Source organism: Asanoa sp. WMMD1127, assembly GCF_029626225.1.
In the GTDB taxonomy this organism is placed as follows: domain Bacteria; phylum Actinomycetota; class Actinomycetes; order Mycobacteriales; family Micromonosporaceae; genus Asanoa.
In genome coordinates this window covers 6741785-6765741 of record NZ_JARUBP010000001.1, presented here as the reverse complement: position 1 = coordinate 6765741, position 23957 = coordinate 6741785, and the positions used below count along the sequence as shown (strand labels likewise).

Here is a 23957-nt window from a genome sequence, read left to right as displayed (position 1 = left end):
GATGACGCAGCCTCGCGTTCCGACGCCTGCGGAGCAGGCAACGACGACGGCGTCCGCGGTGCGGCCGACCTCGAGCGACGAGGCGGCGGCCGCGCTCGCCGAGCTGTCACACCAGGGCGCAGCGGTACGACCGGTCGGCGCCGGCAGTCGCGCCGAGTGGGGTGGCGGCGACGGGGCCGACACCGTGACCGTCCACACCGGAGGGTTGGACCGGATCGTCGCCCACAACGCCGGCGACTTCACCGCGATCGTCGAGGCGGGCGTCCCGCTGGCCGAGCTGCAACGGCACCTGGCCCGCGAAGGACAGTGGCTGGCCCTCGACCCGCCCGACCGCGGCGGCACCGTCGGCGGCCTGGTCGCGACCGCCGACTCGGGCCCGGCCCGGCACCGCTACGGCGGGGTCCGCGACCTCGTCATCGGCATCACCGTCGTGCTGGCCGACGGCTCGGTCGCCCGCTCCGGCGGCACGGTCATCAAGAACGTCGCCGGGTACGACCTCGGCAAGCTGTTCGCCGGCTCCTACGGCACGCTGGGCCTCGTCACCCAGGTCGCCGTCCGGCTCCACCCGCTCCCGGCCCGCACCGCCACGGTCGTGGCCGCCACCGACGACCCGGCCGCGCTCACCGCCGCCGTGCTCGCCATGTCCCGCCGCCCCCTGGAGGCGATGGCCCTCGACACCGCCTGGCGCGACGGCAGCGGCCGCCTCCTGATCCGCTTCGGCGGTGTCACCGCCCCCGAACGCGCCGACGCCACCGCGAAGCTGCTGCCCGCCGTCGACGTCGACGTGGTCCTCGACGACGAGTCGATCTGGGCGGCGCAACGGGCCGCCCAGCGCGGCCCCGCGGTGGTCAAGGTCTCCCACCTGCCGACCGACCTGCCCGCGGTGCTCGCCGCGGCCGGCGGCGCCACGGTGACCACCCGGGCTGCCCTCGGCGTCTCCTGGCTCTCCTTCCCCGACGGCGACGACCTGGCCACCCGCGTCGAGGCGGCCCGCACCGCCCTGCGCCCCCGTCCGGCCACCGTCCTCGATGGCGCCCGCCTCGTCGTCGCGCCCTGGCCGGCGCCCGACCCGGGCCTGCGCGCGCTGATGGGCCGGGTCAAGGCCCGCTTCGACCCGACCGGCACGTTCCGCCCCGGCACCTACGTGGGAGGCCTCTGATGACCGACACGGCCTGGGACGCCCGCCGGCCACCGGACCCGGAACTCATCAAGGACTGTGTCCACTGTGGGTTCTGCCTGCCCACCTGCCCGAGCTACGCGGTGTTCGAGAACGAGATGGACTCGCCGCGCGGCCGGATCCTGCTCATGCGGGTGGGCCACGAGGACCCGCTGTCATCGTCCATGGTGGAGCACTTCGACCGCTGCCTGGGCTGCATGGCCTGCGTCACCGCGTGCCCGTCCGGCGTCCAATATGACAAGCTGATCGAACAGGTGCGGCCGCAGCTCGAACGCAGCCCTTTGCGCACGCGACGCGAGCGGCTCCAGCGGGCCGCCATCTTCGCCCTGTTCACCCACCCGGCCCGGCTGCGGGCGATGGTGCCGGCGATCGCGGCCCAGGGCCGGCTGCGGCTGTCGAGGCTGTTCGGGGACCGCGCCCTGCGTACCCGGATCGGGGCCATGCTCTCCCTCGCCCCCGAGGTGCCGCTGGCCGCGGCCACCCGCCAGCTCCCGATTAGAACGCCGGCGGCCGAGGGCGTCGAGCCGCGCGGCCGGGTCGCGTTCATGCAGGGCTGCGTGCAGCGGGTCTTCTACGGCGACGTCAACGCGGCGACCGTCCGGGTGCTCGCTGCCGAGGGCTGGGAGGTGCACGCCCCCCGTCAGCCCCGCTGCTGTGGCGCGCTCCAGCTGCACTCCGGGCTCGAGCCCGAGGCGCTGCGACTGGCGCGGAAGACCATCGCCGCCTACGAGGGCTTCGACGCGATCGCCGTCAACGTGGCCGGCTGCGGCTCGGCGATGAAGGACTACGGGCATCTGCTGGCCGACGACGCCGACTGGGCCGACCGCGCGGCCGCGTTCTCGGCCAAGGTGCGCGACGTGCACGAGCTGCTCGACGCGCATCCGGCGCAGGCCACCCGGCACCCGCTGGAGCTGAAGCTGGCCTACCACGACGCCTGCCACCTCGCCCACGCCCAGGGCGTCCGGATCCCGCCGCGGGCGCTGCTGCGCGGCATTCCCGGCGTCACGCTGGTCGAGCCGCGGGAGTGGGAGCTGTGCTGCGGCTCGGCCGGCATCTACAACCTGCTCCAGCCGGAGGCGGCGACCAAGCTCGGGCAGCGCAAGGCCGACAACCTCGCCGCCACCGGCGCCGACGCGATCGCCGCCGCCAACCCCGGCTGCGCGCTGCAGATCACCGCCCACCTCGGCCCCGACCGGGCCGTCCCGATCTACCATCCGATGACCCTGCTGGACGCTTCGATACGAGGAGTCGCGCCGTGACACTCCGCCCCGTCGACCACCCCGACCTGAGCGAGCGCGGTCGCGCCGAGATCCTCTCGCCGGAGGCGCTGGCCTACCTCGGCGAGCTGCACGACCGGTTCGACGCGCGCCGCCGGGAGCTGGTCGCGGCCCGTCGGGAGCGGTCGGCGCCGGCCGACTTCCTGCCGGAGACGGGCGACGTGCGCGGCGGGGACTGGCGGGTGGCGCCGCCGCGGCCCGACTACGCCGACCGACGGGTGGAGATCACCGGGCCGACCGACCGCAAGCTGGTGATCAACGCGCTCAACTCGGGCGCCAAGGGGTTCATGGCCGACTTCGAGGACGCCAACAGCCCGACCTGGAGCAACCAGGTCGACGGGCAGGCCAACCTGGTCGACGCCGTCCGCGGAACGATCTCCTACGACGCCTCCGACGGCCGCCACTACGCCCTGCGTGACGAGACGGCGACGCTGCTGGTCCGCCCGCGCGGCTGGCACCTGCCCGAGAAGCACCTGGTCGGCGACGACGGCGCACCGGCCTCCGGGTCGCTCGTCGACTTCGGCCTGTTCGCCTTCCACAACGCGCAGGCGCTGCTCGACCGCGGCAAGGCGCCCTACCTCTACCTGCCCAAGATGGAGCACCGTCTCGAGGCCCGGCTGTGGAACGACGTGTTCGTGTTCACGCAGGAGGCGCTGGGCCTGCCGCACGGCACGTTCCGCGCCACCGTGCTGATCGAGACGCTGCCCGCCGCGTTCCAGATGGAGGAGATCCTCTTCGAGCTGCGCGACCACTCGTACGGCCTGAACGCCGGCCGCTGGGACTACATCTTCTCGATGATCAAGTCCTATCGCGACAACCCGGCGTTCGTCCTGCCCGACCGCACCTCGGTGACGATGACGGCGCCGTTCATGCGCGCGTACACCGAGCTGCTCGTGGCCACCTGCCACCGGCGCGGCGCGTTCGCGATGGGTGGCATGGCCGCCCTGATCCCCTCGCGCACCGACGCGGCGGCCAACGAGCGGGCGATCGACGCGGTTCGGGCCGACAAGCGGCGGGAGGCCGGCGCCGGCTTCGACGGCACCTGGGTCGCCCACCCCGACCTCGTGCCGGTCGCGACCGCCGAGTTCGACGCCGTGCTCGGCGACCGCCCCAACCAGATCGACCGCCGGCGCGACGACGTCGCGGTCAAGGCCGGCGAGCTGCTCGACGCGGGCGCGACACCGGGCGCGATCACCGAAGCCGGGCTGCGCAACGACGTCAACGTCGGCTTCCGCTACATCTCGTTCTGGCTCTCCGGGCGGGGCGCGGCCGGCATCAACAACATGATGGAGGACGCGGCCACCGCCGAGATCGCCCGCGCCCAGCTGTGGCAGTGGATCCGGCACGGCGCGACCCTCGACGACGGCCGCACCGTGACCCGCGACCTCGTCGCCCAGGTGCTCGACGAGGAGATGGCGAAGATCCGCGCCGAGGTCGGCGAGGACGTCTGGCACAAGGGCCGCCCGGACGACACGAAAGCGGTCTTCACCGAGGTCACCCTCGGCGACGAGATGCCTACCTTCCTCACCCTGAAGGCATACGAGCTTCTGTAGGGGAGTCGCCCGCGCACCACCCTGACCCGTGCGACACCCCTTCGGGTTTGCCGAGGGGCATAGATCGGGTATCAGGCCACACCCGCGCAACGCGGGAACAGTGGACCTGGGAGGAACTGTGCGCACCACAGGGATCGGTGGCTTGATAGTCGTGATCTGGCTGATCATCGGCGCGATCGCGGCGGGACAGCGCGGCTACTTCAGCAACGACGACACGAACTGCGCCGAGGCCAGCAGCACCATCGTCACGATCATCGCGGGCCCGCTCAACTACTTCGGCGTCAACCCGAAGGTCGACTGCCCCGAGGTTCCGCAGCCGTCGAGCTGAGTCAGGCCCAGCGGATCGAGGGGCGCGTCCAGTCCGCGCCGATCGTGACGCCGGCCAGGTAGGTGTCGACCAGGTGCGCCTCGTCGCAGAGGCGCACCGGATCGGCCCGGCCCGTCGACCGTCTCCGGTCGTAGAGCCGGCCCAGCACCAGCACGTCCAACTCGTCGGCGGGCACGACCCGGCTGCACCGGCAGATGTACCGCCGGATCCCCCGGATCGTCTCGACGGTCATGTCGGCGCCGCAGGTGCCGCAATGGACAAGGCCATTCAGGAGCCCGCGGGCGACCGCGGGCTCCTGCGCTGATTCGGTTCCCATCGGACACCAGGCTATTCATCCGGCGTTCACCATCACAGTAGGTCACCGCACGGATGCCAGTCCGTCGTCCCATCGCGTACGCACGGCCGGCCGAAAACGCCGATCAAACGATCCCGAACGGGTGCTGACCAGGCAACTTGCAGATTGGGATTGCCGCTAGTTCTGCCCGCCCGCGGGCGGGTCCGTCGGATCGACCGTCGGCTCCTGCGTGGCCGGGGGCGTCGTCGGCGCCTGCGTCGGGTTCTGCGTCGGCTCGTTGTTCTTCGTCGGCGTCGGCTGCCCGGTCGGTCCGCGCGTCGGCGGCGGCGGGTTGTTGCGCGGCGAGTTGGTGTTGCGGCGCGGCGTGGGCGAGTTCGGCGTCGGCCCGGTGGACGCGGTGGGCGCCGTGTCGGCCGACTCGACGCTCGCCTCGGCCGGCTGCGACGGCACGGGGGTGTCGCCGTTCGAGTTGTTGCCGCCGAGGGTGTTCAGCGCGATCGCCATCACCACCGCCGCGACGCCGATCAGGGCCGCCGCGATGATGCCCGCCTTCTTGGTCGGGTTGAGCCCCTTGCGCCGCCCGGGCGGCGGGGGAGTGGGCGGGCCGACCCGCCCGGGCGCGCCGACCGGAACCGTGCCCGTGCCGGTCAACCGGGGGTCGCTGCCGGCGAAGGTGTCACCGGGGCCCCGGCCGACGGCGGCCGCGCCGGGCGCGTACCCCGGTCGCGGTCGGGTCGCCACGGGCCCGCCGGCGAGCAGCGCCGTCGTGCCCGCGCGGGTCAGCGCCGTCGCGGTGTCGGAGTTCCGCGGCCCGATCGCGGCCTCGGCGATCTGCGCCATGGCCGCGGCGTTCTTGAAGCGATCGGCGGGCTCCTTGGCCATCGCGGTCGCGACCACCGTGCGGACCGCCGGCGGCACCTCCTCCGGCAGCGGAGGCGGCTCCTCGTCGAGGTGCGAGAGCGCGATGGTCAGCGCGTTGTCGCCCATGAAAGGCGGATGACCGGCCAGGCAGTGGTACGCGACCGCGCCGAGCGCGTAGATGTCGGTGGCCGGCGTGATCTGCCGCTTGGCCACCTGCTCGGGCGCCATGTAGAGCGCCGTGCCGACGAGCTCGTTGACGCCGGTCAGGCTGGCCGCCTCGGCGGAGCGGGCGACGCCGAAGTCGACCAGGACGACCTGGCCGTCGGGGCGGACGATCAGGTTGCCGGGCTTGACGTCGCGGTGCACCACGCCGGCCTCGTGGGCGGCCTGCAGCGCGTGGGCGGTCTGGGCCACGATCGCCATCGTCTCGCCCGCGCTGAGCCGCTCGGCCGTCTTGATCCGCTGCGACAGGGGCTCGCCGTCGACGAACGCCATGACCAGGTAGACGACGGGCTTGCCGTCGCCGTCGGTGTCCTCGCCGAAGTCGTAGACGTCGACCACGCCGGGGTGGCGCAGGGTCGCCATGGTGCGGGCCTCGCCGCGGAAGCGCGCGCTGAAGCCCGGGTCGCCGACCGCTCGGGGGTGGAGCACCTTGGCGGCGACGGTCCGACCGAGGATCTCGTCGATGGCGCGCCAGACCTCGCCCATGCCGCCGCTGGCGATGGGCTCCTCGAGCCGGTAGCGCCCGCCAAGCGCGTCGCCCGGATTGAGCATCATGCCTCCGTACCCCGTGTTGCGAGGTGGTACGCCCCGCCAGGGCAAGACCGTGCCCTCCCCCCGGGCAACCTTAGCGGCCCGGTCCGAACCGCACTGTGGCGCGGGGTCGCTCGAAACGGTCAGCGCCGTCCGCCGGGGTGGTGTCACCGTCGATGTCCGATCCGTGACTGCCGTCACGCTCCCGCCGGTCTAGCGTCGGGCCGTCCACAGGTGAAGGCGGTGTCCGGTGAGCGCGATCTTCGGCGAGACCCTACGGTTCCAGCAGCGGGACGGCGACGACGTCGCCCTGGTGGTGCTCGGCGACGAGATGTACGCGCGGTACGAGACGCCGGACGGCTACACCGCCGTCTACGACCACGAGGCCGGGGCCTACTGCTACGCCGACGTCGACGGGGGCTCGTTCGCCTCGACCGGGCGGCGGATCGACGCCGGCCCGCCGCCCGCCGGGGTCCAGCGGCACCTGCACGAGGCCACGGAGGTCCGCAACAACCGGGTCAAGGCCCGGCACGAGGCGATGGTGCCGCCGGGCGAGGCGGCCGGCGGGCGCGAGAAGTTCCTGACCTTCGGCCCGAGCGGCGGCCTGCTGCCCGGGCGGCGGCTCAGCTCGGGCGCCGTCACCGGGCTGACCATCCTCGTCGACTTCCCGGACACCCCGGCCGCGGTGGGCGCCGCCGAGGTCGACGGGCTGCTCAACGCCGACGCGTACGCCGGTGGGGGCAATGCCGGTTCGGTCCGTGGCTACTTCCGCACCATGTCGACCGGGCGCCTCGACTTCAGCAACGTCGTCGTCGGGCCGTTCCGGATGAGCCGGCCCCGGCTGGCCTACGCCAACACCGACGGGCTGCTGGTGCCCGAGGCGATCCAGCTCGCCCTCGACGCCGGCGTCGACCTGTCCCGCTTCGACTCGTGTGACGAGGGCATCGTCGACTCGCTGTGCATCATGTACGCGGGCCAGACCGAATACAAAGGCGACCTCTGGCCGCACAACTTCGTGCACCGCAAGGAATACAACGGTGTCCGCACCGAGCTCTACATCGTCACCAGCGCGGGCCGGCGGGCCGAGGACCTCAGCATCGGCACGTTCTGCCACGAGGCCGGCCACATGCTCTGCCGCTTCCCGGACCTCTACGACTACGGGCTGGCGGAGCGGGAGGGCGACGACTTCAAGAGCGCCGGGGTCGGCATGTACTGCGTGATGGGCGCCGGCAACCACCTCGACCGGGGCAAGACGCCCGCGCCCGTCAGCGCGTACCTGCGGCAGCTCGTGGGTTGGGCCGGCACCGAGGTCGACCTCAACGTCGGAGGCCGGTTCGAGGCGAAGCAGGGCGACTACGACACCGTGCTGAAGTGGTCGACGGGGCTCGACAACGAGTACTTCCTGGTGGAGAACCGGTCCCGCGCCGGGTTCGACCAGCACCTGCCGTCGAGCGGGCTGGCCGTCTACCACTGCGACACCCGCGGCTCCAACGAGTTCCAGCAGGGCACCCGGGAGCAGCACTACCAGTGCGCGTTGCTGCAGGCCGACGGGCACCTCGACCTCGAGGCCAACGTCAACCAGGGCGACGGCGGCGACCTGTTCGGCCGGGTCGAGGGCACCGCGGCCTCGCACGGCACCCGGCCGGCGACCCGCCGCTGGGACGGCACGGAGTCGGGGCTGACCATCTCCGACGTGAGCGCGCCCGGCACGGTGATCGGCTTCAACGTGGGCGAGGTCGGCGACGCCGGCGCCACGGTGGTCGGCAAGTCCGAGCCCCGGGTGTCGATCCCCGACGGCGGCTCCGGCGGCGTGGCCGACACGATCACGTTCGACTCGCCGGGCACGGTCCGGTCGATGACCTTCGAGGCCGACATCACCCATCCGTTCGCCGGTGACCTGCGGATCGTGCTGCTCTCGCCGACGGGCCGGCGGGCCGTGCTGCACGACCGGGTGCGTACCGGCCGGAACCTGCACCTCGAGCTCGACACCGAGCCGCCGTCGGCGCTCGCACCCATGGTCGGGCAGCCGGTCGCGGGCACCTGGCTGCTCCGGGTCACCGACGCGTCACAGGACGACGCCGGGACGCTGGACCGCTGGCGGATCGAGATCACCGTCGGCACATAGGTCGCTGTCGAGATTGTCAGGAAACTGCTAGCTAGGACCAATGTTTCCCCCAGCGACGTGACGCAGAGTGCTCCGGGTCCCCTCAACGATCTGGAGTTGGATTCATGCGAGTACCCAGGAAGATCGCGCTGGTGGGTGCCGGCGCCGCCGGCGTTCTGGCGATCGGGATCAGCGTGCCGGCCTTCGCGGCCGGCGACGACAGCCCGTCACCGGCGCCGTCCTCGTCGTCGTCCGCCTCCGCCGACCAGGGCAAGGACTGGCAGGAGAAGGCGAAGCAGGCGCGCGAGGACCGCCAGGAGAAGCTGGCGGCCGCGTTGGCCAAGGAGCTCGGCATCGACCAGGACAAGGTCGCCGACGCGCTGGCCAAGGCCCAGAAGGAGGTCGCGGCCGACGCGAAGACGCAGCGGGCCGACCAGCTGAAGGATAGGCTCGCCGAGGCGGTCAAGGACGGCAAGCTGACCCAGGCCCAGGCCGACGCGATCATCGCCGCCGCCGAGAAGGGCGTGTTCCCGGGCGGTGGCGCCGGCTGGGGCGGCGGTCACGGCCCTCGTGGTGGCCACGACTGGAAGTGACCGTCCTGCCGCGCTGACACCCTGACTTCAGGGACGCCGAACCCGCGCGCGACCTGTGCCAACCCCCCGACACTGGTCTGCGTGCGGGTTCGGTGGTTGGTGGCGGTGGTCGCGGTGCTCGGCGTCGCGAACTACCTCAACAATGTCGCGCTCGCGTGGGCGTACCCGTGGATCTCGGTGGTGGAGGTCCTGGTGCTCCTCGGGCTGGCCCGGGCGGCCGGACTGTCGCTTGCTGATCTTGGTCTGGCGCGGGCTTCGTGGCGGCGTGGAGCGCGGTGGGCGCTGGTCGCCGCGGTGCTCGTGCTGGTGGTCTACCTGCTGGCCCTGGCGGTGCCTGCCGGACGCGACGCCTTTCTCGACCAGCGGGCCCGGTTGGGCGTGGGCGGCGCGTTGTTCGCCGCGCTGGTCGGCGTGCCGGTCGGGACCGTGCTGCTGGAAGAGGTCGCCTTCCGCGGCGTGGTCTGGGGCATGGTCGCCCGGCTGCGCGGGCCGTGGTGGGCCTGTTGGGTCTCGTCCGTGCTGTTCGGGTTGTGGCACGTGCTGCCGTCGCTCGGGCTCGGCGGCAACAACCGGGTGGTCGGCGAGGTCTACGGTTCGGCGGCGTTCGCGGTGACCGTCTCGGCGGTGGTGGTCACCGTGCTGGCGGGGCTGGTGCTGGCGGTGCTGCGGTGGCGGTCGGGGAGTCTGCTCGCGCCGATCGGGCTGCACTGGGCGACGAACGGCCTCGCGTACGTGCTGGGTGCGGTGCTCTGGACCATTTCGGGTTAATGCCGCGAATCTCACTCGCATTTGGTACGAAGAAATCGTGGGCGATCGCCTGGTGCGCTGGGGGCTCCCGCGAGCCGCCAATGCCGTGCCCCTGCTGATGGAGTTCATCGTCGTCGCCGTGGCGACGGTGCTGGCCATCCGGTTCGCCCTGTTCATCACCGGCTATCCGCGCCTCGGCGGCGACGGGCTGCACATCGCGCACGTCCTCTGGGGTGGCCTGCTGATGGCCGTCGGCGTGATGGGACTGCTGTCGTTCAACGGGCGGGTGATCAGACCCCTGGGGTCGTTCCTGGCCGGCGTCGGGTTCGGCCTGTTCATCGACGAGGTCGGCAAGTTCCTGACCACCGACAACGACTACTTCTTCACCCCCAGCATCGCGATCATGTACGTGGTGATCGTCCTGCTGGTCCTCGGGATCCACGCCCTGCACGGGCGGCGCCCGCTCAGCGACCGTGAGCTCTACGCGGCCGCGCTGACCACGGCCGCCGCCGGCGTCACCAACGGCATGACCGACCACTCGCGGGAGATGGCGCTGCGCCGGTTGCACGCGGCCGGCGGCCTGCCGGGCACCGACGCGGCGACCGCCCTCGTGCACCAGATCCCGAAGGGCCGGGCCGAGAAGTACGACGTGAGCCAGATGGGCACGCGCGTGGCCGCCCGGATCGCGCGGGCGCTGCGTACCCGGCCGGCGATGATCGCGACGATCGTGGTGCTGCTGATCCAGACGGTGGTGACGCTGGCGATCTCCCTGCTGATCGTCGCGGCGCTGCTGGCCCGGGAGGCCGGGGCCGACGTCGTGCTCCGGTTCACCGACCCCGTGCCGACCGCGGTCGGCGGCGCGTCCGCGCTGGTCTCGGCCGCGTGCGTGGTCTGGGGCCTGGTGCGGCTGCGGCAGAAGCGACGGGTGACGGGGTACCGGTGGCTGCAGCGGGCCGTGCTGATCGACCTGCTGCTGACCCGCGTGTTCGAGTTCGCGGTGTACCAGTTCGCCGCCATCCCGGCGCTGCTGATCGACCTGCTGCTGTTGGCGGCGCTGGAGTTCGCGATCCGCAACGCCGTGCGTGAGGAGGCGGCGGCGGACGAGGGCTCGGCCGAGGCGGAGGAGGCCGGGCGTCGGTCGCCGGTGGGTGTTGGTGTTGGTCCTGGCCTTGGTGTGGCGGTCCCGGCGCTGTCCTCGGGGTCCGCTGGCAGCTCGGCCGCTCCGTCTTTGCCGCGGCGAGGTGCGTCGCCGGCGATGGCTTCGATGGACGGTGGGGTGGCTGTGCCGTCGGGTGCGGCGGATGTCGGGCCCGGTGGGTATCCCGGACCGATCACGGCGGCCGGGGCGGCGCCGGAGTTCGCGACGCCGTCGCCGCCGTTGGGTCCGCCGTCGCGGCGGCTGATGGAGCCGGCGCCCGGCGGTCGGCCGCTGTCGGCGGGGCCGCCTCCGCTGGGCGGGCCCGGGTCGGCGCCGGTGGTGCTGCCGGAGACGGGTGGCGGTCCTGCTCCCTACTTCGCGAGCTTGCCGGTCGGGGCTTATGGCCACCTACTTGGCGCCGGGCATGGGTCCGGGGACGGCGTGGCGCCTACCTTCGCGAGCCTGCCGGTCGGGGCTTACGGTCATCTGCTCGGCGCCGGGCCTCGGCCGGCCGCGGGTGCGGCAGGCGGGGGTGCGGCTGGAGCGGGTGCGGCTGGTGCCGGGGCGGTCGGCGCGGGTGCCGCTGGTGCAGGTGCCGTTGGCGCGGGTGCGGCTGGAGCGGGTGCGCCGGGGTTGGGGGCTCGGGTCCGTGCTGCCTTTACCGGTGGATGCCACTCGCATGCCGGCGTGATCGGCGGCGCCACCGCGGTCGGGTGCGGCGCCGTGGCCGGTGGGCTGGTGGCAGGGGTGTCGACGCAGAGCGCGGCGGCGCACGGTGCGGAGGTCGCGACGACCGAGTCCTCCGGCGAGGATGCCACCGAGATCGTCGGCGAGGTGCTCGACGAGTCGCGCGCCGGGGACCATGACACGGTGCCGCCGCACGACGATGCGTCGGTCCCGCCTCCCTCGGCCGACGCGGGCACCCGGGCGCCGCGGGACGTCGGCGGGCAGCCACCGGCCGCGACCTGGGTCGGCAGCCGGCGGGCGAATGCCGGCGAGCGGCGCTACAGCCGCACTTCCGAATCCACTGTGGATAAGCGCAAACTGACGCCGCCACCCCTGTCCTGAGCTGGACCGGAGCGCTGAGTGGTCCGTGAGGAATCCCTGCGCAACGCCCGTACCGGGCGTAACGTGAATTCATGGCGTTTATCGGCATCGACATCGGCGGCTCGGGCATCAAGGGCGCGCTGGTCGACATCAAGCGCGGCGAGCTCGTCGGCGAACGCTTCCGGGTGGACACGCCGCAGCCTTCCAACGTGAAGAGCGTCGTATCGGCCGTCGGTGAGGTGGTCCGCCACTTCGGCTCCAGCCCCGAGCGGGTCGGGATCACGTTCCCTGGCGTGATCCAGAACGGCGTTGTGCGCACCGCGGCCAACGTCGACAAGTCGTGGATGAACACCGAGGGCGCCAAACTCTTCTCGCAGGAGATCGGCAGCCCGGTCGCGCTGATCAACGATGCCGACGCGGCCGGCCTGGCCGAGATGGCGTTCGGCGCCGGCAAGGGCCACCAGGGCAAGGTGGTGATGCTGACGTTCGGCACCGGCATCGGCAGCGCCGTCTTCATCGACGGCAAGCTCGTGCCCAACACCGAGTTCGGTCACATCAAGATGCACGGCGTCGACGCCGAGAAGCGTGCGGCCGCCCGCGTGCGCCAGGAGGAGGACCTCGGCTGGGGCGCCTGGTCCAAGCGGGTACGCAAGTATCTGCAGCACCTCGAGCAGCTGCTCAGCCCTGACCTGTTCATCGTGGGTGGTGGCGTGAGCCGCAAGTCCGACAACTTCCTGTCCCGCCTCGACATCGAGACCCCCGTCGTGCCGGCGATGCTGCTCAACAACGCCGGGATCATCGGCGCGGCGCTGGCGACGCCGCAGGCGCGCGACGGGCGCATGGTCGGCGACGGGGCGGCGGGCGGTGGGGAGGCCCGCAAGTCGGCGCCGCGCAAGGCTTCCACGGCCCGCAAGGCGGCTTCGGGCCCCGGCCGCGCGGCGGCCACGTCGATGACGCCGCGGAAGGCTTCGAGTGGTCGCAAGGCCACGGCGGCCGGGAAGTCGACATCGCCGAGCAAGGCTTCGGCGGGGAAGTCGACGTCGCCGCGCAGGGCTTCGTCGGCGAGCAAGGCTTCGACGGCGAGCAAGTCGGGTGGCGCGAGCAGGTCGGCTGGCGCGAGCAAGTCGGCCGGGGCGCGGAAGTCGACTGGGGCGCGGAAGTCGACTGGGGCGCGGAAGTCCACGTCCGCGAGCAAGTCCGCGTCGGCGAGCAGGTCGACGGCGACCAAGGCGGCCACGCCACGCAAGTCGGCGGGAAGCAGGTCCACGTCGGCGCGCAAATCGGCGGTGAGTAAGGCTGGCACGCCGAGTAAGTCGACGGTGCGCAAGTCGACGTCCGCGCGGAAGTCGGCGGCGAGTAGGGCTGGCACGCAGCGCAAGTCGACGGCGAGCAGGGCCAGTACACCGCAGAAGTCGACGGCGAGTAGGGCCGGTATACCGCGGAAGTCGACGGCGAGCGAGGCGGCCGCGCCGCGCAAGTCGACGGCGAGTAAGGCTGGCACGCCGAGTAAGTCGACGGTGGGCAGGTCGACGTCGGCTCGGAAGTCGGCGGCGAGTAAGTCGACGTCGGCTCGGAAGTCGACGGCGAGCAGGTCCACCTCGGCCCGGAAGTCGACGGCCGGCGCGTCGGCCGCGCCTCGGAAGTCGACGGCGAGCAAGTCGACGTCGGCGCGGAAGTCGAGCGGCCGTAAGGCGTCGACGCCACGCAAGTCGGCGGCTCGCAAGGCGCCGGCGACCCGCACGTCGACGACCGCCCGGAAGTCGACCGCGCCGCGCAAGGCGTCCACCGGGCCGGCCCGCCGGTCCGGCACGGCCCGCAAGGCCAGCACCGCCCGCGGCGGCGCGGGGCGCAAGTCCGCAGGCGCGCGCAAGTCCACCTCGGGCCGCAAGTCCACGAGCGCCGCGCGCAAGACGACCAGCGCGGCGCGCCGGACGCCGTCGTCGGCCAGGGCGACGAGCCCGGTGCGCAAGACGGCGACGCGCAAGGCCGCGAAGCGGTCCACCTGATTGATCTCGATGCCGCGGTGTCGCACGTCGAGGCTTTGTCCGTCGCCCGTCGCTGATGGTCGCTCTCTGTGGCTGGCCGTGGGGACCGCGTCTTGGTTGGACGTTTGGGTGCCGCGAGACGGGGAATCCGGTCGCCTCGCGTCCGCTATCGGGGTGTGGGCGGCGGGTTTCGTGCCTGGTCCGAAGTGGTTGGTCGGTTACCGGGGTCCGGTCCTCGGTGGGTGCGTAATCTGGTGGTCGTACCCGGGGCGCGGCGCGGCCTGCTGAGCTATATCCTTGCTAGGTGGCAACGATTGACGACGCCCCCGTCACATTGACGGTCAGCCGGGACGACCGGCCCGATGTGGTGGTGCTGCGGTTGGCCGGCGAGCTCGACCTGAGCACCGCGCCGTACCTTGGTGAGCGCATCGACGAGGTGCTCGGCGACGGCCGTACCCTGATCGTTATCGATCTTCGGGCTGTGACGTTCTGTGACTCAACCGGAATGTCGGCCTTCATCCGCGGTCATCACCTCAGCTCGGCTGCCGGGGGCTCCCTGCGGCTGACCGGCGCGCGGGGAGTCGTGGCGCGCGTACTCAAGATCAGTGGGCTGGACACGCTGTTGAGCGACGACATCGACACGTAGCCGCCCCCGCGGGCCAATGTGGATTTAATTCCGCGAAACGGCCCGAAACGGGGTAATGCCTCGGGAGGATGGCCGGGAGGGGATACGACTGGCTACCTGGGGGCGAGCTAATGGACTTCTCCATCGTCGAATCCGGCTACGACCGCGACGAGGTCGACAGTTGCCTTCTGGACCTGGGCGAGCAGCTCGCGAGCGCCACCGCGCAGGCTGAGAGCGCCGCCACGATGCGGGTCGAACTGGGCATGGTCCGCGCCGAAGCCGAACGCCTGCACGAGATGCTGCGCTCGCGCCCCGCGGTATACCGGAACACGGCCCGCGTACAGCAGATGGTCATGCTGGCCGAGGAAGAGGCGGCCGAGATCATCGCCGAGGCGCGGGAGGTGGTGGCCAAGGCCCGCGAGGACGCCCAGCGGATCCGCGCGGAGGCCTACCACGACGCGGTGAACGCCCGCCGCGACTTCGAGCTCGCCCTGGCCGCCCGTCGCCGCCGCGAGGAGAACGCGGACCAGGTCCTCTCCACGATCACGTTCGAGCCCGCCGCGGCCCCCGCTTCCCCGGCCAAAGCCCCCTCGAATGCCGGAGCCTCCTCCGCGGCGGGGTCTCGCGCGGGTGCGGGCACCCAGCGCAACGACGGCGGCGGCCACCACGACGCGAGCAAGCCCGCAGTGCAGGGCAACGCGGCGGCGGCACGGCACGACGCTGCTGCGGCCGGTCGCCCGGCGCCCACCCCCGTCAACGGCGAGGTGGCACCGGTGCACAACGCCGCGCCGATCAGCGGGTCGGCTCCGAGCGCTGCGGCGCCGGAGTCGTCGCACTCGAAGGAGGGCAAGGCCGGCGGCCTGTTCGGCAAGGGCGGGTTGCTGGGCAAGGGGCGCGGCAAGGGCGGGTCGGCCAAGGACGTCTCTCCTGCGAAGGGCAGCCACGCCGGCCCGGCGTCCGGCGGCGGCGGTGCCGCGCAGAAGGCGACGGGGCGCGCCGGCGTGCCCGGCAGCACCAGCAAGCCACCCACCGCGACCGGAGGCAAGCCGGCCGCGAAGTCGCCGGCAGGGTCGGACGCCGGCAACGGCGCCGGCCCGCGGGGCTCGGGCGCGCCCGGCGCGGCGAAGTCGGCCGCTGGTACGTCGGGTGCGCGGGGTCCAGCGGGCCCCAATGGCAGCCAGCCTTCAGCGGCGGGCGCTTCTGGCGCGGCGAAGTCGCCGGCTGGTGGTTCGACGGGGGCCTCGGGTGGGCAGGGTCCTGCTGGCTCGGCGGGTGCCAACGGTAGTCAGTCCTCGGCGGCGGGCGCTCCCGGCGCGGCGAAGTCTCCTGCGGCTGGTCCCGCCTCGGCGGGTGCGGCTCCTGGGCGCACCCAGGGCGACGGCGGCAAGCCGCGCGCTGCGGGCTCATCGGCATCAGGCCCGGCCGCCGGTGGTGCGGGCAAGGGCCAGGCCGATTCGAGCCGTGGCAATGGCCAGGCGAACGAGCCGGGTGCGGGCAAGGCGCCGGCGGCCGGGTCGGCCGCGGCCACCTCCAGCGGGCAGGCGGGTTCGAACGGCTTCGTGGGGAAGTCCGCGAACGGTGCGGGCCAGAGCTGCGATGGGACCGGCGGTCAGCCAGGCGGCGCGGCTTCCGGCCAGCGCGGCGATGGGACAGGCGCTCAGCCAGGCGGGGCGGCGGCCGACAGGAACGGGGCCGGACCGGCCGCGGGTCGGGTGGCCACGCCCGGCAACGGGAGCGCTGCGCGGGCGGGGCAGAGCGGACGTACCGGGGTGCCGATCACCGGGCGGGCGCCGGCGCCGACGACCAACGGTGGCAACGGGCCGGCGCCCAAGGCTGCGCCGGCTGGGCGGTCGGGTAACGCGGCCGGGCGTTCTCCCGGTGGTGGGCGTCCCGGTGACAACGGCGCGCGGCAGGGCGGCGGCCAGGCGGCCGGCGACAGCGGTTCGGCCGAGGGCGGCCGCGGGAAGCGGTCCGGCGACGGCAAGGCGGCTGAGAACGCCGACAGCAGCCCATCTGGTCATACCGGCGCCCCAGGGGCGGCGAAGGGCGGGAAGCGGCGCGGAAGCGGGTCGAGCGGGGGCGCGGCCGGTGACGGTGACGCGCAGGGCGTACCGCCGGGTCCGAGTGGGTTGTCGGCCAAGGCCGATGTGGGCGACAACGGGCTGAGCTCCGCGGTCGGCGAGACGGCGGGGACCGGGGGGTTGCCGTCGCTGCGGCCCGGCGCGCCCGACGGTGGCGACGGGCGGGAGGCCCCGCCCGCGGCGCCGGTGGATCCGAAGGCGCCCCGGTCGGCCGTACCCGGTGATGAGGAAGCGGCGGACGACGGCAAGCAGGGCAAGGGCAAGTGGCCGCGGCTTCGGGGGCGGCGCACCTCGGTGATTCGCTGACCCTGCGACGGAACGACCCGGGCGACCAGTGGGCCGCCCGGGTCGTCATGCGTGCTCGGGTCAGATCAACGCCTCGACCACCGTGGTGGCGGCCGACTCGTGCTGGGCGTACGCGTCCGGGAACGCGGACACCTGCACCGCCTGGGCGGCGCCGGCGATGGACATGTTCTGCCAGCCGTACACCTGCTGCAGTGCGGCGAAGAACTTCGACGCCGCGATCGAGGGCGTCATGAGCTCCTGGACCGTGCCCCAGCCGGTGCTGGTGCGCTGCTGGAAGAGCCCGACCGAGTCGTGGTCGTAGCCCGTGCCCTCGTTGGCGTAGTTGAGCGACTCCGGCAGCCCGGTGTTGGCCAGGTTGCGCAGCGTGCTCTCCTGCATCGCGGTGGCGATCGCGACGATCAGGCCGCGCTCCGGGATGCCCATGCTGACGCCGGTCTTGACGATCGTCGCCGCGTTGTTCATCTGGGCTTGCGTCAGGCCGGCGACCGGCGCGACGACGGCGGCCTTCGCCTTGGTGGCCGTCGCGGTGCTGGCCTTCTTCGTCGTGGTGGTGCGGGGGGTTGGCTTGCGGGTGGGGGTCTTGGTCTTGGTGGGCGCCGGGGCCTTGGGGGTAGTGGCCGTCGGCGTCGGGGTGGGGGTGGACGTGGGGGACTGTGCGGGGGTGAGGGCTTCGCGGGCGTTGGACCGGGACGCGCGTTGCTGCGTCTCGGCCAGTGACCGTTCGGCCGCGGCTCGCGCCGCCGCCTGCTCCGCCGCCGCCACCGAGGTGACGGCCCGGGCCGGCTCGTTCGCGTCGCGGGTCTCCACCGCGGCCGCGAGGCCGAGGCAGCACGCGAGTCCTGCGACGAGACCGATACGCGCGGTGGGGGTCGCGAATATCGGTTGGAGCCGGGTACGGAGCTTGCTCAGCTCACTCGACTCGAGCTCTCTCCTGTGACGTCCGATCGGCTGTCCGCCTGGGGTGACCTCAACCGAACGGGTAGTGGGGCGATTTCCGTCATGTCGATGTTTTCCTATTTCCTTGCGCGGCACCCGAAGAGGTTAGACAGGGCTCGCACCACTTTGACCTGCCACTTTTGTGGTCTGCGCCACATCTGGTCGTCGGTCAGGTGGGCAGGCGGGACGACCGTGGGAGGGCTCGGGCCGGCAAGGTGCCATACCGGCTTGTCCGTTTAATCCATGCACACGCGGACAAGCCTGGCAGTTCGGAAGCGTCCACCCTCAATCGGGGCCCATGCCGCTGGGTCGGTCGAATGGGGGAGTAGCGGTCGCCGGGTGTACGAGGCGGGGGTGGGCCTGGCGTCTATCGGTCGCCTGTTGGTGGCCTGGCGTTCATGGCGCTGGTGCGGCCATATCGTCCCGTCTGGACGATGAGCCGGGTATATAGCTTGTGCCGCATTTGCCGATCGTCGGCGTCCGCTCTCGGTGCTGGCGTGGTCACGGGCTGATGATCCTAACTGGAGCGTCTCGGCGAGGCGCCGGAATGCCCGAAAAGGGCGGCTGATGCGGAATTTCTGATCTCCTGGGGCTAGCGGGTACGCGCTGGGGGTGGATGGCGTCATGCGGCGAAGTCTGGGCGGCCGGGGTGGCTCGGGTGGGAGGCTCGACCGCGTGCGTGTCGGTGTGCCGCTGGCGTCTCTCGTCATGCTGGCCAGCGCGGCGCTGGCGGCTTCCGGCCTGGTCGGGCGGGCCGTGCCGGCCGCGGCGGCGGACCGGGCTGCCGCTCGCGAGGCGCCGGCCGACGCCACCGTGTTCGCGCCGAAGTCGGTGCCCGGTCGGAAGACGACGATCGACGTCTGGTGCGGGGCCCGCGCGACGTCGGCCAGTGTCAACGTCACGCCGTTCGGTGGGCCGCCCGAGCTCCCGCTGGCGCCGCATCCGGCTGGGGGACCGGGTGCCTTCCGTGTCGCCTATCAGATCCCGGCCGACGCTGCGCCCGGCAGCTACGACGTGGTGGCCGAGTGTGACGACGGGCGGGCCGGTGACGCGACGCTGGTGGTCGGTGTTGCCGCCGCGGCACAGCCTGCGGAGTCCGGAGGCGGTCGCACGGCGCTCGCGCTGCTGTCGGCGCTGGGCATCGTGACCGCTGTCGCCGGTGGAGGCTTCGCCCTCGCACGACGGTTCGGGCCGCGTTCCCGCCTCCGAACCTGACGCCGCTGTCGCGGCGTGCGGCGGGGGCGCACGGCGTGCGGTTCGGCGTGCGCGGACCGCGCGATCCGCGTCTGTGGTCTCAGCGTGCGGTCGCCGACCCGGTGCTGGTCGGCAACCCGCGCTGGGGCCGGCTCGCCCGTAGTGGCCGGGCGCTGCTCACCGGCCGGTCGCGCGCGCCGCGGTGTGTCCGCCGCGCGGCGCATCATCTGATGCGGGCATTCCGCGGTTGCGCCTAGGCGCGTCGATCGATCAGCACTATCCAGTTGTCGCTCTCCTTCTCGGTTTCCGTGCCCGTCGGCCAGATGTGGTTCTGGTCGGCGGCGGCCCGGACGTGGTCGATGTTGGGACGGCGCCGCATCGCCGTGTTGTCGAAGCGGGCGCGTCCGTGGAACTCGGACCGGGCGAGGTTGACAGCGCCCTGGAAGTCGGCGTTGTCGAAGTAGGCGTCGCCGTGGAAGGCGGTCCAGCGGAAGAACGCCATGTCCTCGAAGGTCGTGGACCGGAAGCTGGCGTCAGCCTCGAACGTGCCCCGCTCGATCGAGAGGCCACTGTGGAACGTCGCGGACCGGAACGACGTCGCCTCTTCGAACCCGGCGTGGTCGAGGTTCACCGTCTTGTCGAACACCGCCTCCACGAACGACGCGGACCCGAAACGAGCCCGCCGGGCGGAGACCTCACCACCGAACTCGGCGCGGTCGAAGGTCGCCTCGCCCTCGACGGTCACGTCGTCGAGGATCAGGTCGCCCGACGCGTGCAGGCCCTGGAACGTGACCGTGTCGAACGTGGCGCGGGCGAACGTCAACCGGCCCTGGGCCTTGGCGTCGACGAAGCGGGTGGTGCCGGTGAGGCGGGCACCGGTGAAGTCGGCTTCGACGAGGGTGCAGCCGCTCGCGTCGAAGTCGACCAGCCGCGTCTCCGCCAGGTCGAGCCGTACCTCCGGCCAGTGGCTGTCCGGGACGTCGGCGTGCAGGTGGCGGGTGAGCAGACGCTGAGCGCTGCGGCGTACCTCGTCCTCGTGGTCGCCGTCATGGCCCATGCGTAGGTAGGCGCAGACCACCGCGACCACCGTCTGCCGTTGGCCGGTGTTGTCCTGGGCGAGGCGCTCCAGCGCGTAGAGGCCGCCGAGCCGGACCGCCGGCTTGTCGCTGCCCAACAGCTCGACCGCCTTGGTGAACAGGTCGGTGACCCGGCGCTCCGTCGCGTCGTACTCCGTGAGGCGGGTCTGCTCCTCCTGCGCTTTCTCGGTGTGGGCCTGGACGCGCTCGCGGTGGGTGTGGTCGCGGGCGCCGGTGAACTCCTGGTGGCGTTGCGCCCGCTCGCTCAGCCACTGGCGGCGCGCGGCGAGCAGCAGGGCCAGGCCGCCGCCGGTGCCGGCGACGACGGTGAGGCCGGTGCGGATGGCGTCGACGCGCAGCGTGGCGCGGGCGTCGACGCCGCTCGCGCGGTTGGCCTCGCCGAGCAGCCAGTCGATGACCAGCCAGCCGAGGGCGATGGCGAGGAGCACGCCGACGAGCACGTACCACCACGGCATCACACGAAGGTCGTCGGTGCGCTTGGGATCTGCCACGGCGGACAGCATCCCATCGATCGGTCAATCGGAGCTTTCGGCCTGTGGATAACTCTCATCTGTGGATAACGCGAGGGCGCGTCTTGTGAGGACTACGGTTACCGCCACCACGAGTGCCAGCAGCACCGCGATCACCTGCGGTGTGGCGGGCACGAGCGGCGCCAACAGGATCAGCACCACCCCCACCGGCGGCGTCAGGAGAAGGAGGCCACGCTCATGCGGCAGGAAGTGCAGGCCCCACACGCACACGGTGTAGACCGCGACCGGGATCGCGATCGCGTAGCCCGCCGCCAGGTCGGAGATGTGCGCCTCGCCGGTCCGGTGAACGACGTTGACAGCGACGCCGGCGCCGACCGCCGCGGCCGAGCTGAAGATCAGGTAGTGGCCGTACCCCCACAGAAAGCTCCACCGTGGCTTCGGCATGCTCTCGCGGTCGAAGTAAAGCCACCACATCGCGAAGACGATGATGATCCCGGCCGCCGCGAGCCAGATCAGCTCGGCGTCGGCGCCCGATCCGAGTCCGCTCTCGAAGGCGAGCGACGCGGCCAGCACCGCCTCGCCGAGCACGATCAGGGTGAACAGGCCGTAGCGTTCGGCGATGTGACCCGGGTGCCATTCGGTCATGCCCGTTCGCTCGGCCCACACGGGGATCAGCAGCTCCGCCACGACCAGGCCGAGGAACAGCCAGTAGAAGCCGCTCCCGTGCACCAACAGGAGCAGCCACCAGCCGACCTGGACGACGACGATCCCGATGGCATAGCGCGTGGCGGTGCGGCGGTGCTGCGGATCCGAGACCGCAGCCCGGATCCATTGGCCGACGTTGGCGAACCGCATCACCGAATATCCGATCGCGACGATCAGGAAGTCGTCGTTGTCGAAGGCCCGCGGGATGCCGGCCGCGATGATCAGCGCGCCGACGATCGCCACCAGCACCGTGAGGCGGAAGACGTCGTCGTCGGAGTCATAGGCCGAGGAGAACCAGGTGAAGTTCATCCAGGCCCACCAGATGGCGAAGAACACCATGGCGTAGGAGCGGATCCCATGGCCGAAGTGGTGCTCCTCGACCGCGTGCTCGATCAACACCGCCGCCTGCGCGACCGCCACCACGAAACACAGGTCGAAGAACAGCTCCAACGGCGTCGAGGCACGATGCGCCTCGGTCGAAGACCTGGCTCGCATGGGCCGGTACCAGCGGCGGCCTGAGGCAGTCGTCACGCAGGCACCTTTTCACAGGCGGAAGCGGCGAGGGTACGCGCACGCGGCGGGTCACGCCGTGTGTCGGCCACGCCGGCCCGAGCTGGCCGCGCCCGCCCGAGCTGGCCGCGCCCGCCCGAGCTGGCCGCGCCCGCCCGAGCTGGCCGCGCCCGCCCGAGCTGGCCGCGCCCGCCCGAGCTGGCCGCGCCCGCCCGAGCTGGCCGCGCCCGGTCGCTCGGCCGCGCCCGGTCGCCTGGCCGCGCCCGGTCGCTCGGCCGCGCCCGGTCGCCTGGCCGCGTCGGGTCGCTCGGCCGCGTCGGGTCGCTCGGCCGCGTCGGGTCGCTCGGCCGCGTCGGGGTCGCTCGGCCGCGTCGGGGTCGCTCGGCCGCGTCGGGTCGGCCCGACCTGCGTCGGGGCGGCAGCGTCGCCGGTGCGGGCCCACGACCGGGGTCGCGGGTCCGGCGGACGTGAGGTTTCAGGAAGGGGGTTGTTTGGCGCCGGTGGTGGTGAGGATCAGGTCGGCCACGAGGTCTGGGTCGTCGCTCATCGGGACGTGGCCGCAACCGGGCAGGTCGACGTGGGTGGCGTTGGGCAGTCCGCGCCGGGCGACGGCGGCCTGGCGGGGCCGCAGGATCAGGTCCCGCGTGCCCCACGCGATGGTGACCGGCACCGTCGGCGCGCCGGTGAAGGCGTAGCCGCGGCTGGCGCGGGCGACCGACCGGAACGCCGGCCCGTGCCGCAGGGCCAGCGAGTCGGCGACGGCGCGCTCGACCGTGATCTGGCCCGGGCGCGACAGGAGCATGCCGAACGCGGCGGCGCGTAGGCGAGGGGAGCGGAGCACGGCGCGTACGAGAGGGGTGGGTAGGCGGGAGACCAGACGGTGGGCGGTGAGCACGGCCACCGCGTAGCGGAGCTGGCCGGCGCTGGCGAAGCCGGCCGGGGACAGCGCGGTGGCGGAGGCGACGTGGCCGGCGGCGGCGAGCTCGAGCGCGATCGCGCCGCCCAGGCTGTTGCCGGCCACGTGCGGCAGGGTTTCGCGGGCCAGACCGAGGGAGGTGATGAACGATGCCAAGGCATTCACCAGACCTGGCATGCCGGTGACGCCGGCCGCGGGCACGGGGGAGCGGCCGAAGCCGGGGAGGTCCACGGCGATCACGTCGTGGTGTGCGGCCAGGAGGTCGAGCACGGGCTCCCAGGCGCGCCAGTGGTGCCCGATGCCGTGCAGGAGCACCAGGGGCGGCCCCGAGCCGCGGCGTTCGTGGACGAGGTCGACCGCGGTCATCTCGTCTGGGGCGCCGTGTTGCGGCCGTAGCCGCGGCCGAGGGCGTGCAGCTGCTCCTCCAGCTCCGGCACCGACGTGGCGGCCGCGCGGCGGCTGACCCAGCCACCGAGGGGGCCGTTGGCGACCGTACGGGCGGCGGCGGCCAGGACGATCGAGCGCGGCACGTAGACGCGGCGCCGGCGGCGGGCGATCGCATCGACGAACGCGGCCGCGCAGCGTTCGACCGGCACGCTGCGGCCGAACGGGCCCGGCATGCGGTCGAGGGCGGCGCGGAAGGAGGGCAGGTCGTCCTTGACGTCCCGGACCATGTCGGTGTCGACCCAGGTCATGTGGGCGGTGCCGACCGCGACGCCGCGGTGGGCGAGCTCGAGGCGGATGGCGTTGCCGAAGTGCTCGACGCCGGCCTTGGCCGCGCAGTAACCGGACATGCCAGGCAACGCCGCGAAGGCGGCGGCGGAGGAGACGAGGAGGTAGTACCCGCGGCGGGCGGACACCGCCGCGACCGTGGCGCCGACCGTGCGGACGGTGCCGATCAGGTTGACGTCGATGGTGCGGACGAGCGCCTCGAGGTCGCCGACCGCGATCGTGCCGCGGTTGGCGATGCCGGCGTTCGCGACGACGGTGTCGATGCCGCCGAACGCCTCGACCGTGCCGCGGACCGCGGCGTCGAGCGCCGCCTGGTCGGTCACGTCGGCTTCGAACCAGCGCGCGGCGTCGCCCAACGACGCGGCCAGGTCGGCGAGCAGGTCTGGCTCGAGGCCGACCAGGGCCACGCGGGCGCCGCGCGCCACGGCCAGCCGCGCGGTGTGCGCGCCGATGCCGCGGGCGGCGCCGGTGATGAACAGGACGCTGTCTTTCATGCGATCACCTCGGTGAGGGGGAGCCTACGACGC

General features: G+C 72.8%; 19 protein-coding genes. 12 read left to right on the top strand and 7 right to left on the bottom strand.

Annotated features, from left to right (window positions below):
• The first annotated feature begins 1 nt into the window (after position 1).
• The 4 genes from O7635_RS32305 to O7635_RS32290 all read left to right on the top strand — a co-directional run bounded on the left by O7635_RS32305 (position 2) and on the right by O7635_RS32290 (position 4335).
• A complete protein-coding gene (locus O7635_RS32305) occupies positions 2-1159 on the top strand; it encodes an FAD-binding oxidoreductase (RefSeq protein WP_278084276.1) in 1158 nt (385 codons plus the stop codon).
• The gene (locus tag O7635_RS32300; protein ID WP_278084275.1) at positions 1159-2436 is read left to right on the top strand and encodes a (Fe-S)-binding protein; all 1278 of its coding nucleotides are present in this window, start codon (positions 1159-1161) and stop codon (positions 2434-2436) included. Before O7635_RS32305 ends, O7635_RS32300 begins: the two co-directional genes overlap by 1 nt.
• Entirely contained in the window at positions 2433-4007 is a 1575-nt protein-coding gene (gene aceB, locus O7635_RS32295; protein ID WP_278084274.1) for a malate synthase A, read from the top strand. Before O7635_RS32300 ends, aceB begins: the two co-directional genes overlap by 4 nt.
• Before the next feature lie 118 nt (positions 4008-4125).
• Positions 4126-4335 (top strand): hypothetical protein, encoded by a 210-nt coding sequence (locus O7635_RS32290; protein ID WP_278084273.1) that lies wholly within the window; start codon positions 4126-4128, stop codon positions 4333-4335.
• A 1-nt stretch (position 4336) separates the two neighbouring features.
• On the opposite strand, the gene O7635_RS32285 is transcribed toward O7635_RS32290, so the two are convergent.
• Together O7635_RS32285 and O7635_RS32280 are read right to left on the bottom strand one after the other, a co-directional pair.
• Positions 4337-4651 (bottom strand): zinc ribbon domain-containing protein, encoded by a 315-nt coding sequence (locus O7635_RS32285; protein WP_278084272.1) that lies wholly within the window; start codon positions 4649-4651, stop codon positions 4337-4339.
• Between the two features lie 156 nt (positions 4652-4807).
• Positions 4808-6268 carry a protein kinase gene (locus O7635_RS32280; RefSeq protein WP_278084271.1) on the bottom strand — a complete coding sequence of 487 codons (1461 nt, stop codon included), beginning with the start codon at positions 6266-6268 and terminating at the stop codon, positions 4808-4810.
• A gap of 226 nt (positions 6269-6494) precedes the next feature.
• On the opposite strand from O7635_RS32280, the gene O7635_RS32275 reads away from it, so the two are divergent.
• The 7 genes from O7635_RS32275 (at position 6495) to O7635_RS32240 (ending at position 16870) form a co-directional block, all read left to right on the top strand.
• The gene (locus O7635_RS32275) at positions 6495-8369 is read left to right on the top strand and encodes a M6 family metalloprotease domain-containing protein (protein ID WP_278084270.1); all 1875 of its coding nucleotides are present in this window, start codon (positions 6495-6497) and stop codon (positions 8367-8369) included.
• A gap of 104 nt (positions 8370-8473) precedes the next feature.
• Complete coding sequence (locus O7635_RS32270) at positions 8474-8941, top strand: hypothetical protein (protein ID WP_278084269.1); 468 nt, start codon at positions 8474-8476, stop codon at positions 8939-8941.
• A gap of 81 nt (positions 8942-9022) precedes the next feature.
• A complete protein-coding gene (locus tag O7635_RS32265) occupies positions 9023-9709 on the top strand; it encodes a CPBP family intramembrane glutamic endopeptidase (RefSeq protein ID WP_278084268.1) in 687 nt (228 codons plus the stop codon).
• Positions 9710-9746: 37 nt separating this feature from the next.
• Positions 9747-11894, top strand: coding sequence for a hypothetical protein (locus O7635_RS32260; RefSeq protein ID WP_278084267.1), 2148 nt, complete (start codon positions 9747-9749; stop codon positions 11892-11894).
• Between the two features lie 71 nt (positions 11895-11965).
• On the top strand, positions 11966-13879 hold the full coding sequence (gene ppgK, locus O7635_RS38170) for a polyphosphate--glucose phosphotransferase (protein WP_347405316.1): 1914 nt from the start codon (positions 11966-11968) through the stop codon (positions 13877-13879).
• 283 nt (positions 13880-14162) lie between these two features.
• A complete protein-coding gene (locus tag O7635_RS32245; RefSeq protein WP_278084266.1) occupies positions 14163-14504 on the top strand; it encodes an STAS domain-containing protein in 342 nt (113 codons plus the stop codon).
• A 110-nt stretch (positions 14505-14614) separates the two neighbouring features.
• A complete protein-coding gene (locus O7635_RS32240; protein WP_278084265.1) occupies positions 14615-16870 on the top strand; it encodes a hypothetical protein in 2256 nt (751 codons plus the stop codon).
• Between the two features lie 60 nt (positions 16871-16930).
• On the opposite strand, the gene O7635_RS32235 is transcribed toward O7635_RS32240, so the two are convergent.
• Positions 16931-17677 carry a hypothetical protein gene (locus O7635_RS32235; protein ID WP_278084264.1) on the bottom strand — a complete coding sequence of 249 codons (747 nt, stop codon included), beginning with the start codon at positions 17675-17677 and terminating at the stop codon, positions 16931-16933.
• Between the two features lie 804 nt (positions 17678-18481).
• Between O7635_RS32235 and O7635_RS32230 the strand changes: the two genes are divergently transcribed.
• Positions 18482-19021: a hypothetical protein gene (locus O7635_RS32230; RefSeq protein WP_278084263.1), complete on the top strand. Its 540-nt coding sequence runs from the start codon at positions 18482-18484 to the stop codon at positions 19019-19021.
• Positions 19022-19253: 232 nt separating this feature from the next.
• Here O7635_RS32230 and O7635_RS32225 read toward each other — a convergent pair whose 3' ends face one another.
• The 4 genes from O7635_RS32225 to O7635_RS32210 form a co-directional block, all read right to left on the bottom strand.
• The gene (locus O7635_RS32225; protein WP_278084262.1) at positions 19254-20588 is read right to left on the bottom strand and encodes a pentapeptide repeat-containing protein; all 1335 of its coding nucleotides are present in this window, start codon (positions 20586-20588) and stop codon (positions 19254-19256) included.
• A 24-nt stretch (positions 20589-20612) separates the two neighbouring features.
• Positions 20613-21803 (bottom strand): low temperature requirement protein A, encoded by a 1191-nt coding sequence (locus O7635_RS32220; protein WP_278084261.1) that lies wholly within the window; start codon positions 21801-21803, stop codon positions 20613-20615.
• Between the two features lie 454 nt (positions 21804-22257).
• Entirely contained in the window at positions 22258-23064 is an 807-nt protein-coding gene (locus tag O7635_RS32215; protein WP_278084260.1) for an alpha/beta fold hydrolase, read from the bottom strand.
• Positions 23061-23924 carry an SDR family oxidoreductase gene (locus tag O7635_RS32210; RefSeq protein WP_278084259.1) on the bottom strand — a complete coding sequence of 288 codons (864 nt, stop codon included), beginning with the start codon at positions 23922-23924 and terminating at the stop codon, positions 23061-23063. The genes O7635_RS32215 and O7635_RS32210 overlap by 4 nt, the downstream gene beginning before the upstream one ends.
• Positions 23925-23957 lie beyond the last annotated feature (33 nt).